The sequence below is a fragment of the Bacillus paralicheniformis genome, assembly GCF_001042485.2.
In the GTDB taxonomy this organism is placed as follows: Bacteria; Bacillota; Bacilli; order Bacillales; family Bacillaceae; genus Bacillus; species Bacillus paralicheniformis.
Genome location: NZ_LBMN02000016.1, coordinates 190,845 through 208,635, shown reverse-complemented (window position 1 = coordinate 208,635; position 17,791 = coordinate 190,845). Strand labels below are relative to the sequence as shown.

Genomic DNA, 17,791 nt, shown 5'->3' with positions numbered 1-17,791 from the left:
AGTCTTAGTTTATTAGGAGGTGCAGAGATGTACGCAATTATTCAAACAGGCGGAAAACAAATCAAAGTTGAAGAAGGCCAAACTGTATACGTCGAAAAGCTTGCTGCTGAAGCCGGCGAAACAGTTACTTTTGACAACGTATTGTTTGTCGGCGGTGAAAATGTTAAAGTTGGCAGCCCTACGGTTGAAGGCGCTACGGTAACAGGCAAAGTTGAAAAACAAGGCCGTGCGAAAAAAATTACCGTATTCAAGTACAAGCCGAAGAAAAACCAACATAAAAAACAAGGTCATCGTCAACCTTACACTAAAGTTGTAATCGAAAAAATCAACGCTTAAGGCGTGTATGATATGATTCATGCAAAGGTTACCAGAGCCCGATCGAACAAAGACATCTTAGGCTTTGAAATGTCGGGACATGCGAATTTTGCTGAACATGGTCAGGATCTCGTTTGTGCAGGGGCATCGGCGGTCGCCTTTGGAGCTGTCAATGCTGTCATGAAGCTGACGGGCATTGAGCCGGTCATTGACCTCGGGGAAGACGGCGGATTTTTATCTTTCGGATTCCCGGACGGTACGGATCGGGAGGCTTTTGAAAAGGCGCAGCTCCTTCTCGAAGGCATGATCGTCTCCCTTGAAACGATCGAACGAGACTACAAAGGTTACTTAAAAGTAACGACGAACAAAATATAGGAGGTGAGCTACATGCTAAGATTAGATCTTCAGTTTTTTGCATCTAAAAAAGGAGTAGGTTCAACGAAGAACGGACGTGACTCTGAGGCGAAGCGCCTAGGTGCTAAACGTGCAGACGGTCAATTCGTATCTGGCGGTTCCATCCTTTATCGTCAGCGCGGAACAAAAATCTATCCAGGTGAAAACGTTGGGCGCGGCGGAGATGACACTCTATATGCAAAAGTCGACGGAACTGTTAAATTCGAACGTTTCGGCCGTAACCGCAAAAAAGTGAGCGTATATCCTGTAGCCTAACCTTTAAACGAAACTCCGGTCGTTCTGACCGGAGTTTTTTACATACAGCACCGTGACTTGCTGAAAAACACCTTCCCGCCCCCTGGACAAGGCCGGGTTTCCGCTCTGATTCTGCTTCTTTAAAGTATATAAACGTGTTTCATTTATACTGCCTTCTCTGTTATAATTCAAAGTACAAACTGAATCAGACTCCTAAAATAGAGAACAAACGATTGGGAGTGCAAAAATGGAAGAAACTTCGAAAAAACAAGAAAAGACGATGGACGATAAGGCTTTGACCCATGAGCTTATTCATCTGCTCAGCCATTCAAGGCACGACTGGATGAATAAACTGCAATTGATTAAAGGAAACTTAACATTAAAAAAGTATGACCGCGTATTTGAAATTATTGATGAAGTGGTCATCGAAGCTCAGCATGAATCAAAGCTTTCAAACCTTAAAATCCCGCGTGCGGCGTATGAGCTGCTTACATTTAACTGGATGGCCCATTCGCTGACGCTTGAATATGAGGTGATCGGTCAGGTCAGAGATTTGTCAGCTTATGAAGAGAAGCTCGTCGTTTTCGTCAGAAAGCTGTTTGGGACTTTTGAGGATGCCGTTTTGAAAGGCGGCGACAATCATCTGACGATCACGCTGCAGACGGACGGTCCGGACGACCGGCTCGTCATCTTTCTGGATTTCCACGGCGTATTCACAAAGCTGACCGGTATCAAAGACTTTCATCATTCACTGGCTGATTTTTATGAAATCAAGCGGCTTGATGTAACAGACCGTGAGTGCATCGCTGAAATTCATATCAAGTAAAGCGGTTTTTTAGGAATAGAACGGAGGACATTATGTTTGTTGATCAGGTAAAAATATACGTAAAAGGCGGAGACGGAGGCAACGGAATGGTTGCTTTCCGCCGCGAAAAATATGTGCCAAAAGGAGGCCCTGCCGGAGGTGACGGCGGAAAAGGCGGAGACGTCGTTTTCAAAGTTGACGAAGGCCTCAGCACGCTGATGGATTTTAGATATCAAAGACATTTTAAGGCGACGCGCGGAGAACACGGCATGTCTAAAAACCAGCACGGCCGAAATGCAGAAGACATGGTTGTAAAAGTCCCGCCCGGCACGGTTGTCATTGACGATGATACAAAGCAGGTCATCGCTGATCTAACGGAGCACGGACAGGAAGCCGTCATCGCAAAAGGAGGACGCGGCGGACGAGGCAATACCCGTTTCGCGACGCCTGCCAACCCGGCGCCGCAGCTTTCTGAAAACGGCGAACCCGGCAAGGAGCGCTATATCGTTCTCGAGCTGAAAGTTTTGGCCGATGTCGGTCTTGTCGGTTTCCCAAGCGTTGGAAAATCAACACTCCTGTCTGTCGTGTCTTCGGCCAAGCCGAAAATTGCCGATTACCACTTTACAACGCTGAATCCGAATCTCGGAATGGTCGAAACGGAAGACGGACGCAGCTTTGTAATGGCGGATCTTCCGGGACTGATTGAGGGGGCGCACGAAGGGGTTGGCCTCGGACACCAATTCCTCAGACATATCGAAAGAACGCGCGTCATCGTGCACGTGATCGACATGTCGGGTCTTGAAGGGCGCGACCCGTATGAAGATTATGTGACCATCAATAAAGAGCTTGAACAGTATAATCTGAGGCTGACAGAACGTCCTCAAATTATTGTCGCCAATAAAATGGATATGCCGGATGCGGAAGAAAATCTGAAGGCATTCAAAGAAAAGCTTACAGATGATTATCCTGTTTTTCCAATCAGCGCGTTGACCAGACAAGGATTGAGGGATCTGCTGTTTGAGATTGCCGACCGTTTGGAAACGACGCCGGAATTCCCGCTCTACGACGAAGAAGACATGACTGAAAACAGAGTCATGTATAAGCTTGAGGATGAGGAAGCGCCGTTTGAGATCAGCCGTGATCCTGACGGCACCTTTGTGCTCAGCGGAGCCAAGCTTGAACGCTTATTTAAAATGACGGATTTTTCAAGAGACGAGTCTGTTAAGCGTTTCGCCAGACAGCTTCGCGGAATGGGCGTTGATGACGCGCTTCGGGCTCGCGGTGCAAAAGACGGAGATACGATCCGTCTTCTCGAATTTGAATTTGAATTTATCGACTGATCATACCGGAGAGTTTGCCAGGCAAGCTCTCCGACTTTTAGCTGAAAGGAACGCCTTTCCTTTCGCTTGCTGGATCAATGTAAAGGAATTAGGGTTTTTAAAAGGAGAGAAAAGTCTGTGAAAGAGGAGACCTTTTATCTTGTCAGGGAAGACGTGCTGCCGGAGGCAATGCGGAAAACACTTGAGGTCAAAAAGCTGATTGAGCGGAAAAAAGCGGAATCTGTAGCTGAAGCCGTCCAAAAGGTAGATTTGAGCCGAAGCGCTTTTTACAAGTACAGAGATGCGGTTTTTCCTTTTTATACGATGGTCAAGGAACAGATTATCACGCTTTTTTTTCATTTGGAGGACCGCTCGGGAACGCTGTCCCATCTGCTCCAAGTGGTGGCTGAATCGGGCTGCAACGTGCTGTCGATCCACCAGACCATCCCTCTTCAAGGAAGAGCGAATGTCACGCTGTCCGTCAGTACGAGAGGAATGGATGGAAATATCGATTTGCTGATGAACAAATTAAGAAAGCTGGAATTCGTAGAAAAGGTCGAAATACTAGGTTCGGGCGCTTAAAGGGAGAGAATGTCATATATCATGAGTATGAGAGTAGGTTATTTAGGTCCAGAAGCAACATTTACGCACCTTGCCGTCTGCTCCTGCTTTTCAGATGCAGACCAGCAAGCATTTAACACGATACCCGCCTGTATGGATGCGGCGATGAACGGCGAGATTGATCTGGCTGTCGTCCCGCTTGAAAATGCGATTGAAGGATCGGTGAATCTGACAATAGACTACTTAATCCACGAACAGCCTCTTTATATTGTCGGAGAAATCACCGCTCCCATCCGTCAGCATTTACTTGTGCATCCTGCAAGAAAAGAGGCTTGGGAAGACATTCAGAAAGTTTATTCCCATTCCCATGCGATCGCGCAATGTCATAAATTTTTGCACAGCCGGTTCCGCTCCATTCCGTTTGAATATGCGACATCCACCGGTGCAGCTGCAAAATACGTGAGTGAACATCCGGACGAGAACATCGGCGTGATTGCCAATGAAATGGCAGCCGCTACGTATGGATTAGACATCGTCAAAAGAGATGTGCATGACTATGAATACAATCACACGAGATTTGTGATGCTTCATCCGGATCACGAGGCATCTCCGCCGGTCAATCCGCACTTGACGGGAAGGCCGAAAACGACTTTGCTGGTAACCCTTCCTTCGGACAGATCAGGGGCTCTCCACCAGGTGCTGTCGGCTTTCGCCTGGAGAAATTTGAATCTTTCTAAAATTGAATCGCGGCCGACAAAAACCGGTCTCGGCAATTATTTTTTCATTATTGATATTGAAATGGCACTGGACGATGTGCTGATTCCAGGTGCGATAGCTGAGCTTGAAGCTTTGGGCTGCAAGGTGAAAATGCTCGGAGCCTACAATGCGTATACATTATAAAGAAAGGTCCTTTGCATTGATGACGGCAAAGGACCTTTTCTTTATTCGGGAATGAGGATGCCCGCTTTTTGCAGGGCGTCGCAAGCTTGTTCGATCTTCTCTTCGTCATCTGCCTCCAATGTGTGCAGATGGGTGCCGTTTGTCAGTTGAGACAGATAAGCGGCGTTTGTCGAAGAGATTTTTTTGACGAAGTCCGAGACTTCTTTTCTTGTGCTGACTCTGATCGAAGCTGTTAAGTCGCCGTAGACAGGATGTTCAATCGTTACATCTTTCACCGTTACGCCAAAGTCGACGATCAGATTCAGCTCTTCTTCCGTTTTTTCCGGCTCATGGTCGCAAGCGATGAGCCGCTGAACCGGCTGTTTTTTGCCGAGAACTGACTGCAAATACACGTATCCTTGGCTTGTTGCGATGATCGGTTCGTTTTTTGCTTTTAATAAAGAAATGTCCTGTACGATGACCTGCCGTGAAACAGATGCTCTTTTCGCCAGTTCGCTTCCTGTCAGCGGAGCCTCAGACTCCTTCAGCCAGGCCAGAAGCTGCTGGCGCCGCTCAGCGCCCGTAAGTTTTAATCCGTCTGTCAATCCGATGGTCTCCTTTCTCATGCATCATATCTTCAAAAACGTCCAACAGCTTATCAACATGTTCGCTTGTCGTATCGCATCCGAACGAAATTCGGACGAATTGAAGCGCGAGCTCCCTTGGGACTAAAAGGGCTTTCATCGTATTCGACGGCTCATGATAGCCGGCTGAACACGCGCTTCCGGTAGAAATGCAAATTCCTCTCCGATTACATTCCAGCATAGTATATTGTCCTTCAAAGGAATGAAAAAAACAACCTATAATATGCGGCAGAACATGCGAATTTGCCGAATCGGGCACAGCGAGGGAGACGGGAAGCTTCCGGGCTTTTGCCTTTTCCAGAAAACGGGCGCGCAGCTCCTGATGTTTAAGATACGCGGCATCCATACGCTTTATTGTCAACTCGGCAGCGGTAATGAAAGCGCCGATTCCAGGGACATTGACGGTGCCGCTCTTCAATCCGTTTTCATGTAAAGTGCCCGGGTAGACGGGTTTCCAGTTCACACCAGGCCGAATATAGACCGCTCCAACTCCTTTTGGTCCGTATACTTTATGGCTTGAAAAAGATAAGGCATCAGCGCCGAGCTCATCAATGCCGACCGGAATCTTGGCAAAGGTCTGTACGCAGTCGCTGTGCAGGAGCACGTCCCGCTTATGCAAGTAAGCCGAAAGCTTTGCCAGGGGCTGGATGACGCCTGTTTCTGAGTTGGCATGCTGAATTGAGACGAGACCTGTATCAGGACGGAGGTGCCGTTCCAGTATCTCTGTTGTGATGATGCCTGAAGCATTTGGTTTCATCAAGTCGACTTCAAAGCCCAGTATCTCAAGATGCCGCTTCAAAATGTGGATCGACTGATGTTCCATTTCTGTCATTAAAAAGCGCTGCTTTCCGGCGGGGAGTCCATTTAAGATGGAGTGAATCGCCAAAAAATTGGCTTCGGTGCCGCCGCTCGTAAAATAAACGCCTTCTTCTTCCCCGGATAAAAGTTCCGCCATCTTTTGGCGGCAGTAGCGCAGAATACTTTCGGCTTTCCCTCCTGCATCATGCAGACTACTCGAATTTCCGTACACGTCTGTGCTCAGTTTTTGAAACGCGTCCAAGGCTTCTTTTGCCGCCGGTGTCGTCGCAGCATAATCAAGATAAATCACGGCTCTCGTCTCCCATTCTTTATAAAAAATACTTGAGTTTATTTTATCGATATGTAAATATAGGTGTCAAGACACGTGTAAATTTACAGGAGGAGTCGACATGTCTCATCAGACGATAATTGTTGTCGGAGCAGGTGCCGCTGCGTTGTCTTTTGCTGCATCCATTCCGCCGTCTTATGAAGTGATTGTGATGACAAAAGCATCTGTGAAAGACAGCAATTCAACCCTCGCTCAGGGAGGAATTGCCTCGGCTGTATTGCCTCGCGATTCCTGGTCAGCTCATGCGGACGACACATTGTATGCCGGATCCGGCCACAATCAAATCGAAGCGGTTCAAGATGCCATTAAAGACGGCCAGCGCCTTGTTGATGAGCTGATACTTCAGCATTTCCCTTTTGATACTGACGAATCCGGAAAGCTCAGCCTCGGCAAAGAAGGCGCACATTCGATGAACAGAATTTTGCATGCCGGGGGAGACGCTACGGGGCAGGCGCTGATCCGGCACTTAATCGGAAGGCTCGGTCCTCATGTCATACTGAAAGAATACGAAACGGCGGCGGATTTATGGATTGAAGACGGACGCTGTGCGGGCGTCTGGACGAAAGACCGCCAGGGAAAGGCTTTTCTCAGGAAAGCCGATTTTGTTGTGCTGGCGGCAGGAGGCTGCGGAAATCTATTTCAAATCAACACGAATAACCGTTCTGTGACAAGCGATGCGATTTCTTTGGCGTATCGGGCAGGAGCCGAGCTCGCAGATTTGGAATTCGTTCAATTCCATCCTACATTGCTCGTCAAAGACGGGCGCGCACAAGGGCTTGTTTCAGAAGCTGTGCGCGGAGAAGGCGCTGTCTTGGTTGATGAAAACGGACAGCGGGTGATGGAAGACATTCACCCCATGCAGGATTTAGCGCCGCGGGACATCGTATCTCGTGCGATTCACGAAAAGCTAGCTTGCGGAAGCAGCGTATTTTTGGATATTACCCGTATATCAAACTTTAAAAGCCGCTTCCCTACGATTTCCTCCCTTTGCGAAAAAGCCGGAATTTCCATTGAAGAAGGCCGGCTTCCGGTTTCACCGGGTATGCATTTTTTAATGGGGGGCGTTTCTGTGAACAGATGGGGGGAAACGGCCGTTCCACACCTTTATGTGATTGGGGAAGCCGCATGCACCGGTTTTCACGGCGCCAACCGTCTGGCAAGCAATTCTCTCTTGGAATGCATCGTCTTCGGAAGGAGAGCGGCGGATCGGATACAAGCTTATCAAAAACCTGAGCCTGTCAGAGGCCAATCTCCTCAGCCTGAGGATGTGACATATTCTGTTCCCCTGACAGATGTGAAGGATATTCAAAAACACATGACAGATCATGTGGCGATCGTGCGAACGGAGGATGAATTGACGAAGGTGAAAGAATGGCTTGAGCGAGTGCCTTTTCAAATCGTGAATGTGAAAGAAATCACAAAAGAACAGCTTGAATTAGCTCATTTATGGCAGACCGCCAAGCAGATGACGGTCTCGGCATTGCTTCGTACAGAAAGCAGAGGCGGCCATTACCGTTCGGATTGCCCGGCGCCTGATGATAAAAACTGGCATGGCAAGCAAATCGTTCACACAAAAGGCGGGATCAAGGTCAGACAAAACGAAGGGATTGTGAAATATGCAGCGGCTCATACTTAGGAACATGCTTAAAGAATTTTTCAAGGAAGATATCGGCTGGGGGGATTTCACTTCTGAAGCCGTTTTTGATGACAATCTTCAATGTGAAGCTGTCATCACAGCGAAGGATGACGGATTGTTTGCAGGAGAATTAGTGATTTTCGAAGGCTTTCGGCTGCTCGATGAAACGATCGCCGTGCAACTGCTGAAAACAGATGGTGAAGCGGTTCATAAAGGAGAAACGATCGCGCGGCTCAAAGGCCGTGCAGCTTCCCTCATGACCGGCGAACGGGTCGTGCTGAATCTCATTCAAAGAATGTCGGGGATCGCCACTTTAACAAAGCAGTCCGTGATCAGGCTGGATGATCCGGATATCGCGATTTGCGATACGAGAAAGACGACCCCGGGCCTGCGCATTCTTGAAAAATACGCGATCAAAACCGGCGGGGGCTGCAATCACCGCTTTGGCTTGGACGGCGGGATCATGATTAAAGACAACCACATTGCTGCCTGCGGATCGATTTTAAAAGCGGTTGAAAAAGCACGGGCAGCGTGCGGCCATATGGTCAAAATCGAAGTGGAGATCGAGTCTGAAAAAGAGCTTCATGAAGCGATTGCGGCTGAAGCCGATATCATTATGTTTGACAATTGTCCTCCTGACAAGGTAAAAGCATTTGCGGAAATGACACCCGCAGGCATTATGACGGAAGCTTCAGGCGGGATTTCATTTGAAAATCTCCCCGCATACAGGGGAACAGGGGTGCACTGTATTTCATTGGGCTACTTAACTCATTCGGCGAAAAGCCTTGATATCAGCATGAATGTCGATCTGAAAAAATAAGCGGGATTGGAGAGGTGACAGATGTCTATTTTAAACTTAATTCATGACAGGAACGCCGGCATGATGCCGGAGCTGTATAAAGAACTGAGCGAAGAAGAAATGGCCGGAAGGATTTTGAATATCAAAAAGAAATTCGGAGAAAGGCTGTTTATCCCGGGGCATCACTACCAAAAAGACGAAGTGATCCAATTTGCGGACGCGACGGGAGATTCGCTTCAGCTGGCGCAAGTCGCCCAAAGAAATAAAAAAGCGGAATATATCGTGTTCTGCGGCGTACATTTTATGGCAGAAACAGCTGATATGCTCACTTCGGACGAACAGATTGTCGTTTTGCCGGACATGCGCGCAGGCTGTTCGATGGCCGATATGGCTAACATGCAGCAGACGAATCGCGCCTGGGAAGAGCTTGCAGAGCTGTTTGGCGATACAATCATTCCCCTCACATATGTCAATTCGACAGCGGAAATCAAAGCTTTTGTAGGAAGAAACGGGGGAGCGTCCGTGACATCCTCAAATGCGGCCCGCATGTTGACATGGGCGCTATCGCAAAAAGAGAGGATTTTATTTCTTCCGGATCAGCACTTGGGACGCAACACGGCATTTGACCTCGGCATTCCTCTCAGCAGAATGGCGGTATGGGATCCCATTGCAGAAAAACTTGAGTATAACGGCGATTATGAAGACATAAAAATCATTTTGTGGAAGGGGCATTGCTCTGTTCACGAAAAATTTACCGCGGCGAATATCAAAAGCGTTAAAGAACGGGATTCGGACATTCATGTTATCGTTCATCCGGAATGCACCCATGAAGTCGTCGCACTCAGCGATTTCAGCGGGTCTACAAAAAAAATCATCGATACGATTAATGAAGCAAAACCGGGGAGCAAATGGGCGATTGGAACAGAGATGAACCTTGTTTCACGCATCATACAAGAACATCCTGATAAACAAATCGAATCCCTTAATCCAGATATGTGCCCTTGTTTGACAATGAACCGAATCGACATGCCGCATTTGCTGTGGTCGCTGGAGCAGATTGACAAAGGTGAACCGACAGGCGTGATCAAAGTTGATCAAGATATCGCAAAAGATGCGATTCTTGCGCTGAATCGGATGTTAACGATCCGTTAATTTTTTGGAGAACAAGTTTTTATCATAACCCCTCCGCTATGCGCATAAATTTGTGGAGAAGCATATTTGTTATTCTCATCTGTTCGTTCACGTTTTTGCATAGGAGGGGAAAACGTTGAAAATTCATATTGTCCAAAAGGGCGATTCTCTGGAAAAAATCGCGGAAAGATATGAAGTGGGCTTTGAAGAACTGAAAAAGCTGAATTCGCAGCTGAGCAATCCAGACTTGATCATGCCGGGCATGAAAATCAAAGTACCGTCAGGGGGAGTGCCGGTCAAAAAAGAAGAACAGCTCAATATGCGAAAAGAGTTACCGAAAAAACAGCAGGAACATCCATTTGCAAAAGAAAAGCCGAAAAGCAAGCTTGATGTTGAAGATATAAAACCGAAAGAAAAACCTTCGGTTCCTTATGTTCCGCCTGTCCCGAACATCGGACAGTCAAGTTTGCCTGAAGGAGACATTTCAAATTTGTATCAAAGCGTCAATCAGCTTCATCAGCCGTACGCACCTCCAAAACCTTATGAACATCAAGAGAAAGGCCCCAACATGTATAATCCATGGACAAATGAGGAGGAGAATCATATGGAAAATGTCAATTATCCGAATGTTCCGCAGCCGCCGAATGTCGGTGCAGCAGGCGAGGAAAATAAGCAGTTTCACGGCATGCCAAATGTAGCTGCGGCCGGATATCATCACCATCCGCATCCTTATCCGTTCTATCCTGGAGGCTGCTGGATTCCTGTTTCACCGGTGCTGCCTGGATCGGGATTATGCCACCCTTGGTATCCTTATCCTGCTCAAATGCCTTACATGCACCAGCCTAGCTATGTATCTCCTGCTGAATATGACGGTGATGACAACATGGGGCATGACAATGCCGGTCATCACGGATATCATCATCAGCCGATGACTGCTCCGGCATATGCGCCTTATCAGCCGTTTCCGGGATATGCACCGCCAAACGTCGGTCACGATCCCAATATGGCACACGGCAAAGAAGATGACTGCGGGTGCGGACCGGGCCAATTCCCGGGAGGTTTTCCGGGTGCAGCGCCATATGGACAGATGCCGCAAATGGGAGCTCCGTACGGTATGGGCGGATACGGACAGCAGCCCGCAGGCGGACAGATGTTTAACAGACCGGAAGATGAAGAAGACTGATTCGGAATGGGACGATGATCTATCGTTCCTTTTTTATTGTGGACCGCTATAAACACTTTCATGCTTTTTTACGGGACTGTCTATAACTGTCAAGGGTAACTCTTCACATCCCGCACATCCTAAAAAAGAGCGCAATGCTCAAATTCAGCGGTTTTCTACGGGGGGTATTACCATTGGACAGCAAGCTGAAAGTGTTTTCGGGTATTTTGCTTTTGACAGCTGGTCTATCTGCCTGCGGAACGAACGGCGCTATAGATAATGGAAACAATACGCGTCCGATCGGATACTATTCAAATGATGCAGATCGTAATAACGGTCTTGATAATGACGGTCCTGTTACAGAAATGCTTGAAAATATGAACGGGAGAAACGGTGCAACGAACGTGAACAATCGAGCGCGCAACGGGAATCCCGTTCCAACAGGCGATGGAACTTTCAGCCGGGGAGACATGAATTATCACAATCATTTGGTGAACACGGCGGACACAGGCTATAACAGACCGGAAAACCGTAAAATCTCCAGGAATATCACTGGACGCGTCAACAAATTGAATTATGTTGACGAGAGTCAGGCCGTCGTAACGAACGAAACGGTCATCATCGCGGTACGGTCAGATAAACGGCTGACAAATAATGAGAGAACTCAAATTAGAAAAGCAGCCAAAGCATTTGCTGGAGACCGGACCGTTCAAGTTGTCGAGGACGACGGCGCATTTACAAGGCTCCGTGAAATGAACGACGACCCTCAGAACATTAGGGATCGCGGAGACACGACGAATAACAATTTGAACCGCTTGCGCAACCAATGACAAGCAGGGAATTGCCGGGGATTCCCCGGCAATTTTTTTGTAAGCGTTCGGCCGATTTCTTTACAAAAACGGGGAAAACCGTATAAAGTGTACATAGAGACGAGAATTTTTTTGGAGGTAGAAAGATATGGCTGGCCATTCTAAATGGAAAAATATTCAGAGAAGAAAAAATGCCCAAGATGCTAAACGCGGCAAAATTTTCATGAAGCTTGCCAAAGAAATATATGTAGCCGCAAAAGAAGGGGGACCCGATCCCGAATCTAACGCAAGTCTGCGTCTCGTCATCGATAAAGCCAAAAATGAAAACATGCCGAACGACAACATCGACCGCGCCATCAAAAAAGCTTCCGGCAGCCAGGATGGAAAAAGCTACGAGGAAATTACGTATGAGGGCTACGGCCCAAGCGGGGTGGCTGTCATGGTTAAATGTTTGACAGATAATAAAAACCGGACGGCGACAAACGTCAGAACCGCCTTCAGCAAAAACGGCGGCAGTTTGGGGGAAACAGGATGCGTTTCTTATATGTTCGACCGGAAAGGATATATGGCAATCGAGCGTGAAGATCTTGAGATAGATGAAGAGGAGTTTATGCTTGAGGTCATTGATGCCGGCGCCGAGGAGCTCGAAACGAGCGAAGAGCTGTTCGAGATTTATACAGAGCCGGAACAGTTTGAAGAAGTAAAGAAAAACTTGGAGGAGCGCGGCTATCAAATGGCGACAGCCGAAATGACAATGGTTCCGCAAACCTATGCAGAGGTCGATGAAGCGCTTCAGGAAAAAGTCGAAAAGCTCATTGACGTACTTGAAGATGATGACGATGTGCAGGAAGTGTATACGAACGTTCATTAAAAAAGGACGCCGCTCCAGATTCGCGGCGTCCTTTTATGCATCATCAACCAATTAGCAGCTGTATCAAGCTGCTGCGGAAACAGGATTTGATTTTTTATCATATATTGTGAAGGAGTCTGTCATTATGAGAGGAGGATCTGCAATGGCTGAACAACACGGAAATGAGAAGCCTTTCCCGGCTGCGGGCGGCAGCCCGCAAGACAAGGAAACCGCTCAAATCATCGAGAGAGTCAACGGCCTTATCACGGGTTTTGGCGAATCGATCTATGAGCTGGTTCAGAAAAACAGCGGTATCGATCTGAGAGAGGCCGATTTCACAAAAAGCGAAAATGCGGAACTTAATCAAGCGATCCAAAATGTCATCAAAATCTCAACAATTTGAATGTCGATCTTAGCGGAAAGATCGGTGAATCGATCAACGGCTTTGTCACAAACAAAGATCAAAAAGATGTTTAAACATTTGACAGCATGACGTGTATTGCCGGCAAAGCTGCATGCAGCCTTGTCGGCAAGTTTTTTTATACATATGAGAATGTGCTGTAACGCTAAATGCTTTTTTTCATGCCGCAGCGCCGGCATTCACGCAAAAACTGGCCGTTTTTTACAGAGCTTTTAAAAAGGGTGTAATCGCAATTGTCGCACCGTCCGTGGCGGACATCCGGATATTGATTGTAATCATAAACTTTTGTCAGGTCGTAGCCTTTTGTATCATATTCTGTTTCCATGTTTTATCACCTGCATTTTTATTGTCGGTAATAGGATAACAGAACGGGGAGGAAAAGAAAATATAACATCTGCAGCCGGCAGACGCGGCCGATTTTACTTTTATCAAACCGTATACCCCGTTTCTGATAGAACGCCTCATTCTCAAGCGGGATGGGCTGTAGGGAAAGTCGTGCAACAGGAGACGCCTATTGTTATGAGATTTTTTTCTTAAAATTTATCGATCTTTTAAACTAATGAAAAAGCATCTTTTTAATAAAAATATTTAAATTTTTATTTTTTATCAAACTTATTCATAATTGAACGCGTCATGTCTAAAGCGTAAAATAACTGTGTCACAAAAAAGCCAAATATACAATGAGGCATGGAGGACATGCTTAGAAATCGAAAGGTAGTGTAAAAGGGGAATAATCAATGAAGAAAAAAGTACTCATCTACTTGGTGATCGCAGCAGTGATGATAAATGGCGTATACAGATGGTTCGAAAAAACAACCCGGGAGAACTTTCAGATCCAGGCCGGGGACAGATACATGAATTTCAAGGAATTGCAGGAACACGAAAAAAGCGGCTATGACATTGAGTATCACGAAAAAGCGGGAAGCGACTGTTTAATCTTTTCGCCTCACGGAGGAAGAATAGAAGGCGGAGTAAGCGAGCTTGTCAGAGCTTTCAAAGATGATTATTCAACTTATTTATTCGAGGGAAAAAAGGATGAGAACAACTCGGATCTTCATATTACAAGCACAAACTTTGACGAGCCTCTGGCACTGCAGAAAATAAAAGAACACCGCTATACCATCGCATTCCACGGCTATTCCGGCGACCGCCCGCACACGCTTGTGGGAGGAACGGACAGAAAGCTGGCAAAAGCTATCGTCAAATCTCTGAAAAAGTCTGACTTTTCCGCAGAATTGGTCAAAGTGGACGGGAAATTTGCCGGAACTGCCGAGGAAAACATCAATAATGAAAGCCAGTCAGGAATGAGCGTGCAGCTTGAAATCAGCACGGCTCAAAGGAAAGAGTTTTTCGAAGATTTTTCCTATAAAGAGAGGGAGGAGACAAAAACGAGAACATTCCGCAAATATGTCAAGGCGGTCCGAAGGGTGCTGCAGGACAGATGCTGAAAATGGAAACTCGTGTTATTCTGGGTATGAACTGCTTAAACACGAAGGAGGAATAAAAAATGGAACGAAAAGACCGCATCGTTCAGGAATTTATGTCCCACCGCCTGGTGACAGAAGAACTGATTCAAAAGATTGATGAAAAACATCTCGATTACAAACCGACTGAAACGTCGATGCCAGCGAAGGAACTTGTCATGCATATGCTGCAATCTTTCTATGCCTTTGCTTCAGCGGCAAAAGAAGGGAACGGAGAGTCTTTTAAAAAGAAGCCGGAAGAAACAGGGGCAAGCCTGAGCGAGCTCGCCAAAGCATATACAGAAAAAACAAAAAAGCTGCTTGAATCTTTTACGGATGAAGAATTGGATCGTGAAGTCGATTTGACCGGTGTCATCGGACGAAAAGTAGCCGGCGAACAGCTGCTGCAGCTCGCGATCGGACACGAAATACATCACAAAGGCAATCTGTTTGTTTATGTCCGTGAAATGGGACACACGGATCTGCCTTTGTACGTAAAGGTTCATTGATTACGGGAGCTGAAGATCACCCCTCCTTGAAAGAAAACCGGCTAAAAAGGAATACGAAAGCAGCCGGGAGTACACATTATGAGTAAAAGCTAAAGGAGGGTGTCAGCATGAATACGCAGCGTGCCCAGGAAATCGTCGAATCACCCGACATGGTTGATGTTACTTATAATGGCAAGCCGATTTATATTCAGCGTGTCAACGAACAAAATGAAACCGCAAGAATCTTTCCGCTCGGCCAACCGGAGAACGAGCAGGAAGTACCGCTCACAAATTTGAAAGAGCATTAAAAAGCAACCCTTCTGATGAAGGGGTTTTGTATTTGACTGATCACTCGGCCATCAAAAAAACACCCGAAAGCCCGGGTGTTTAATTTATGATTTTCGCAAGTCCTCTTACTGCCAGCCTCAGCACATAAAACAACGGCTCAAGCAAATCAACGAGATAAAGATAATCCCATTTATCATCATTTCGTTTCTTCTTTTTCTTCAACAGCTGTTTCTCCCTTCCTGACTGTAATGGGGTTATTTCATATACGGACGTGCCTTCTTTAAGTTTCAAATTACGGGTGAAATTTGTTTTTTCTGGCGGCCCATTGTTTTTGAAGCCAGTTTTTTTTATAAAGATAAGCGATCAATTCCATCCACAGCTTAGGAAGCCTTTGCGGGAAACGGCTTTTTTTGTAAATGGTTTGATAGGCTGTTTTTAAGTCATCCCACTGTCTGCATTCTTTCGTCTGCAAAAACCTGGCGACATCGATGACTTTGATTGTCCCAGCCGGCGTCAGTATCAGGTTTCGGAGGTGGATATCGGATGGATTCAACCCTTTCCGCTTCGCATCGTTCAATGCGCGGTCGACCTCGCAGATCATGTCATCATCGATCGGAATGCCTTTGTTTAAACACTCATAAAAAGTATATCCTTTTATATACTCCATTAAAATATATGATGGCCCTGTTTCATATATATCAGGATAATAATTCGAATCAGAAAGCTTTTTGTAAATCTCCGCTTCCCTTGCGGCGATGTTCTTAAATTCGGGAAAAAAGACTTTAAGAGCCATTTCCCTGCCCTCTTCAGTCAGCTTAAAAACGTATGCGCTCCTGCCTTTCCCGATCAACTCTAAGTCATCGGGTTTTTGGATAAGTTTATTGAACTTTTTTTTCGTATTATACTTTACGGCCTCTGCATAGGTTTGCGCCTTTTTCACGCTGAACTCACCTTCTTTTTAAGGGCTGGTCAAACGAAAAACTCTCTATAATGTTGTTTATACATGAGAACGCGGGGTTTTGCACCTTAAATGCCTTTGAGTTCTTCATATTGGTTTGAAAATGTAACATTCGTAAACCGGTTGTTATCTCATTGCTTTTTTAGATTAATTTTTAAAAGCGTTGGTCAAACTATGGATATGATCGTTAAGGCAAAAAAGAAGGTGATATTGATGAACAGCCAAAGCAAGTTCAAAATCGGTTTAGTGCTTATTGGAAGTCTGCTGGCCGCGCTCAGCTTTCACCTGGAGGCCCTGGCCGAAAAGCCGGCTACAGTTCAAATCCAGCTTGAAAAGGTTTATCTGGACGGGGACGTTGGCATCGAAAATAAAGTAGAGGCCGCTCGAACACTGGAAGACTTTAAAGCTGCTTATAAAGGGTGGCAGCTCATCGATCAGAAAAAGGGGTTTATTCTGTTTCGCAAACAGGTGGACGACATTTCTCCCCTCAGCAAAACAAACGGTTATATCGGAGTGACGGAAGACGGCGTGATTTCGACTTTTCACGGCCGCCCGGGCATATTATCAGAGCCGATTCAATCGTTTTTTCAGATTGATATAAAGCGCCTGGAAAGCCGGATGGCGGATGATTTGCGCAAAGGGATCCCATACCGCACGAAAAAGGAATTTGAACATGTCATTGAAGCCGTAAAATCATCCGGAAGCCAACATCATGTAAAAGATATGAAGACATGACGCTGTTATGTCTTTTTTCAGCTGCGGACAGAAGCCATTTTTAGCGAACATATGTTAACTTTTTCATTCTAGCTTTGCCTGTTTTGTGTTACAATGAAGAGCAGTCAAAGAGGTGAATGAACGTTGATCGAATTCGTAAAAGGGACGATTGATTATGTATCGCCCCAATATATTGTCATTGAAAACGGCGGGATCGGCTATCAGATCTTTGCGCCAAATCCGTTTATTTATAAGAAAAACAGCAACGAAACAATCTATACATACCATTATGTAAGAGAAGATACGAATGCGCTGTACGGCTTTTCGACAAGGGAAGAAAAAATGCTGTTTACGAAAATGCTGAATGTTACGGGAATCGGCCCGAAAGGTGCGCTTGCGATCCTCGCTTCCGGCGATCCGGGAGCGGTGATTGAAGCGATCGAGAATGAGGATGAAGCGTTTCTCGTCAAGTTCCCCGGCGTAGGCAAAAAAACGGCAAGGCAGATCATCCTTGATCTGAAAGGGAAGCTTGCGGACGCCGTTCCTGACATCGCGGCCGATCTGTTTAACCATGAAGAGCGGGAGCAAATTCATGAAGCGGAAACGGCTCTTGAGGAGGCGCTTGAAGCATTAAGAGCGCTCGGCTATTCCGACCGGGAAATTAAAAAAGTCCAGCCTCATTTGAAAAAGGAAGAGGCGCTTTCGACGGATCAATACGTTAAAAAAGCATTGCAAAAATTGTTAAAGTAAGGTG

At 46.4% G+C, this 17,791-nt stretch carries 24 protein-coding genes and 1 other annotated feature (1 of these 25 running past the window's edge); of the genes, 19 read left to right on the top strand and 5 right to left on the bottom strand.

Going from position 1 to position 17,791, the window contains the following annotated elements; all coding sequences use genetic code 11:
* Positions 1-15 (top strand) — a sequence feature (ribosomal protein L21 leader region); it begins 60 nt to the left of the window's first position.
* A 12-nt stretch (positions 16-27) separates the two neighbouring features.
* The 7 genes from rplU to pheA all read left to right on the top strand — a co-directional run bounded on the left by rplU (position 28) and on the right by pheA (position 4,548).
* A complete protein-coding gene (gene rplU, locus ACH97_RS13140; protein WP_003184027.1) occupies positions 28-336 on the top strand; it encodes a 50S ribosomal protein L21 in 309 nt (102 codons plus the stop codon).
* Between the two features lie 12 nt (positions 337-348).
* Entirely contained in the window at positions 349-690 is a 342-nt protein-coding gene (locus ACH97_RS13135; protein WP_020452442.1) for a ribosomal-processing cysteine protease Prp, read from the top strand.
* Between the two features lie 12 nt (positions 691-702).
* Positions 703-984 (top strand): 50S ribosomal protein L27, encoded by a 282-nt coding sequence (gene rpmA, locus ACH97_RS13130; RefSeq protein ID WP_003184023.1) that lies wholly within the window; start codon positions 703-705, stop codon positions 982-984.
* 226 nt (positions 985-1,210) lie between these two features.
* Positions 1,211-1,789, top strand: coding sequence for a sporulation initiation phosphotransferase B (locus tag ACH97_RS13125; protein ID WP_020452441.1), 579 nt, complete (start codon positions 1,211-1,213; stop codon positions 1,787-1,789).
* Between the two features lie 32 nt (positions 1,790-1,821).
* The gene (obgE, locus tag ACH97_RS13120) at positions 1,822-3,108 is read left to right on the top strand and encodes a GTPase ObgE (RefSeq protein WP_020452440.1); all 1,287 of its coding nucleotides are present in this window, start codon (positions 1,822-1,824) and stop codon (positions 3,106-3,108) included.
* Positions 3,109-3,225: 117 nt separating this feature from the next.
* Positions 3,226-3,669 (top strand): ACT domain-containing protein, encoded by a 444-nt coding sequence (locus ACH97_RS13115; RefSeq protein WP_023855415.1) that lies wholly within the window; start codon positions 3,226-3,228, stop codon positions 3,667-3,669.
* A 27-nt stretch (positions 3,670-3,696) separates the two neighbouring features.
* Positions 3,697-4,548 carry a prephenate dehydratase gene (pheA, locus tag ACH97_RS13110; protein ID WP_025811045.1) on the top strand — a complete coding sequence of 284 codons (852 nt, stop codon included), beginning with the start codon at positions 3,697-3,699 and terminating at the stop codon, positions 4,546-4,548.
* A gap of 41 nt (positions 4,549-4,589) precedes the next feature.
* Here pheA and ACH97_RS13105 read toward each other — a convergent pair whose 3' ends face one another.
* Together ACH97_RS13105 and ACH97_RS13100 are read right to left on the bottom strand one after the other, a co-directional pair.
* Entirely contained in the window at positions 4,590-5,132 is a 543-nt protein-coding gene (locus tag ACH97_RS13105) for a transcription repressor NadR (RefSeq protein ID WP_020452437.1), read from the bottom strand.
* On the bottom strand, positions 5,101-6,279 hold the full coding sequence (locus tag ACH97_RS13100) for an IscS subfamily cysteine desulfurase (RefSeq protein WP_020452436.1): 1,179 nt from the start codon (positions 6,277-6,279) through the stop codon (positions 5,101-5,103). Before ACH97_RS13100 ends, ACH97_RS13105 begins: the two co-directional genes overlap by 32 nt.
* 100 nt (positions 6,280-6,379) lie before the next feature.
* Between ACH97_RS13100 and nadB the strand changes: the two genes are divergently transcribed.
* The 7 genes from nadB (at position 6,380) to ACH97_RS13065 (ending at position 13,108) form a co-directional block, all read left to right on the top strand.
* Positions 6,380-7,954 carry an L-aspartate oxidase gene (nadB, locus tag ACH97_RS13095; RefSeq protein WP_020452435.1) on the top strand — a complete coding sequence of 525 codons (1,575 nt, stop codon included), beginning with the start codon at positions 6,380-6,382 and terminating at the stop codon, positions 7,952-7,954.
* On the top strand, positions 7,935-8,774 hold the full coding sequence (nadC, locus tag ACH97_RS13090) for a carboxylating nicotinate-nucleotide diphosphorylase (protein WP_020452434.1): 840 nt from the start codon (positions 7,935-7,937) through the stop codon (positions 8,772-8,774). The genes nadB and nadC overlap by 20 nt, the downstream gene beginning before the upstream one ends.
* Before the next feature lie 21 nt (positions 8,775-8,795).
* Complete coding sequence (gene nadA / locus ACH97_RS13085) at positions 8,796-9,905, top strand: quinolinate synthase NadA (RefSeq protein WP_020452433.1); 1,110 nt, start codon at positions 8,796-8,798, stop codon at positions 9,903-9,905.
* A gap of 115 nt (positions 9,906-10,020) precedes the next feature.
* The gene (safA, locus tag ACH97_RS13080; RefSeq protein WP_048349911.1) at positions 10,021-11,067 is read left to right on the top strand and encodes a SafA/ExsA family spore coat assembly protein; all 1,047 of its coding nucleotides are present in this window, start codon (positions 10,021-10,023) and stop codon (positions 11,065-11,067) included.
* A gap of 173 nt (positions 11,068-11,240) precedes the next feature.
* Positions 11,241-11,876: a YhcN/YlaJ family sporulation lipoprotein gene (locus ACH97_RS13075; RefSeq protein WP_020452431.1), complete on the top strand. Its 636-nt coding sequence runs from the start codon at positions 11,241-11,243 to the stop codon at positions 11,874-11,876.
* A 127-nt stretch (positions 11,877-12,003) separates the two neighbouring features.
* Positions 12,004-12,726 (top strand): YebC/PmpR family DNA-binding transcriptional regulator, encoded by a 723-nt coding sequence (locus tag ACH97_RS13070; RefSeq protein ID WP_020452430.1) that lies wholly within the window; start codon positions 12,004-12,006, stop codon positions 12,724-12,726.
* A gap of 142 nt (positions 12,727-12,868) precedes the next feature.
* On the top strand, positions 12,869-13,108 hold the full coding sequence (locus ACH97_RS13065) for a hypothetical protein (RefSeq protein ID WP_241494254.1): 240 nt from the start codon (positions 12,869-12,871) through the stop codon (positions 13,106-13,108).
* A gap of 163 nt (positions 13,109-13,271) precedes the next feature.
* Here the strand turns inward: ACH97_RS13065 and ACH97_RS13060 are convergent, their stop codons facing one another.
* On the bottom strand, positions 13,272-13,451 hold the full coding sequence (locus tag ACH97_RS13060) for a DUF8096 family protein (RefSeq protein WP_025811051.1): 180 nt from the start codon (positions 13,449-13,451) through the stop codon (positions 13,272-13,274).
* A 412-nt stretch (positions 13,452-13,863) separates the two neighbouring features.
* Between ACH97_RS13060 and ACH97_RS13055 the strand changes: the two genes are divergently transcribed.
* The 3 genes from ACH97_RS13055 to ACH97_RS13045 all read left to right on the top strand — a co-directional run bounded on the left by ACH97_RS13055 (position 13,864) and on the right by ACH97_RS13045 (position 15,385).
* A complete protein-coding gene (locus ACH97_RS13055) occupies positions 13,864-14,574 on the top strand; it encodes a poly-gamma-glutamate hydrolase family protein (protein ID WP_020452428.1) in 711 nt (236 codons plus the stop codon).
* 59 nt (positions 14,575-14,633) lie between these two features.
* Positions 14,634-15,098, top strand: a complete 465-nt coding sequence (locus ACH97_RS13050; protein WP_020452427.1) for a DinB family protein — start codon at positions 14,634-14,636, stop codon at positions 15,096-15,098.
* 107 nt (positions 15,099-15,205) lie between these two features.
* Positions 15,206-15,385 (top strand): small acid-soluble spore protein H, encoded by a 180-nt coding sequence (locus ACH97_RS13045; protein ID WP_020452426.1) that lies wholly within the window; start codon positions 15,206-15,208, stop codon positions 15,383-15,385.
* Positions 15,386-15,464: 79 nt separating this feature from the next.
* Here ACH97_RS13045 and ACH97_RS24250 read toward each other — a convergent pair whose 3' ends face one another.
* Complete coding sequence (locus ACH97_RS24250) at positions 15,465-15,587, bottom strand: hypothetical protein (RefSeq protein WP_023855401.1); 123 nt, start codon at positions 15,585-15,587, stop codon at positions 15,465-15,467.
* A 70-nt stretch (positions 15,588-15,657) separates the two neighbouring features.
* Positions 15,658-16,305 carry a protein kinase family protein gene (locus ACH97_RS13040; protein WP_020452425.1) on the bottom strand — a complete coding sequence of 216 codons (648 nt, stop codon included), beginning with the start codon at positions 16,303-16,305 and terminating at the stop codon, positions 15,658-15,660.
* A 231-nt stretch (positions 16,306-16,536) separates the two neighbouring features.
* On the opposite strand from ACH97_RS13040, the gene ACH97_RS13035 reads away from it, so the two are divergent.
* Together ACH97_RS13035 and ruvA are read left to right on the top strand one after the other, a co-directional pair.
* Positions 16,537-17,058 carry an intercompartmental signaling factor BofC gene (locus ACH97_RS13035; RefSeq protein WP_020452424.1) on the top strand — a complete coding sequence of 174 codons (522 nt, stop codon included), beginning with the start codon at positions 16,537-16,539 and terminating at the stop codon, positions 17,056-17,058.
* 123 nt (positions 17,059-17,181) lie between these two features.
* Entirely contained in the window at positions 17,182-17,787 is a 606-nt protein-coding gene (gene ruvA, locus ACH97_RS13030) for a Holliday junction branch migration protein RuvA (protein WP_020452423.1), read from the top strand.
* The last annotated feature ends 4 nt before the right edge of the window (positions 17,788-17,791 follow it).